The sequence below is a fragment of the Photobacterium alginatilyticum genome (assembly GCF_009910675.1).
GTDB classification, from domain to species: Bacteria; Pseudomonadota; Gammaproteobacteria; order Enterobacterales; family Vibrionaceae; genus Photobacterium; species Photobacterium alginatilyticum.
Map to the genome: position 1 here is coordinate 1 of NZ_RSEJ01000177.1, position 684 is coordinate 684.

The 684-nt window shown below is 51.5% G+C and carries 2 protein-coding genes; both read right to left on the minus strand.

What is annotated here, in order from left to right; all coding sequences use genetic code 11:
• Nucleotides 1-359: fumarate reductase subunit FrdC (frdC, locus tag EIZ48_RS28545; RefSeq protein ID WP_160658778.1), on the minus strand; the 359-nt coding region annotated here is incomplete at its 3' end.
• A 2-nt stretch (nt 360-361) separates the two neighbouring features.
• Nucleotides 362-684, minus strand: a 323-nt coding sequence (locus EIZ48_RS28550; protein ID WP_160658780.1) for a 4Fe-4S dicluster domain-containing protein, incomplete at its 5' end; no start/stop codon positions are given.

Below are 684 nucleotides of genomic sequence, written 5' to 3' on the forward strand. Positions count from 1 at the left end.
GAGATTGCAGCAACTGCCGCCCACTGAGCCAGAACAACAACTTTCTTATTCAGCTTCTTGCCTTTGATCTGGATAGGCATCACCTGAGGCATCATGCTGAAGAAAGTTTGCGCGTGGAACAAGCTGCCTGCCAGAGCCAGAATGTTCAGAACCACAACGACTGGGTTAGCCATAAACTCTAGCCAGCCTGCCCATGCTTCAGGGCCCTTCACCAAGCTACCCAGACCGAAAGTCAGGCAGATAGTGAAGAAAATCAGTGGTAAAATTGTTGCTTCACGAACCATGTAGAAGCGGTAGAAAGGATGATCCTTCCACCAGGTACGTGTCATTTCGCGAACGTAAGGTTTACGGTTGCTCATCCTTATGCCTCCTGAGGTTTGATCATCGCAATAACGAAATCTTTGGATGATTCCACTTTGCCCTGGTTAACCGCTGCTGCTGGATCGACGCTCTTCGGACAAACTTCAGAACAGTAACCAACAAATGTACAGCCCCAAGCACCGTTTTCGCCGTTGATCAGCTTCATACGCTCTGCTGCACCGTTGTCACGGCTGTCCAGGTTGTAGCGGTGAGCCAGCGTCAGTGCCGCCGGGCCGATGAACTCTGGGTTCAGGCCAAACTGAGGACATGCCGCGTAGCACAGGCCACAGTTGATACAGGCAGAGAACTGCTTGTACTTCGCCA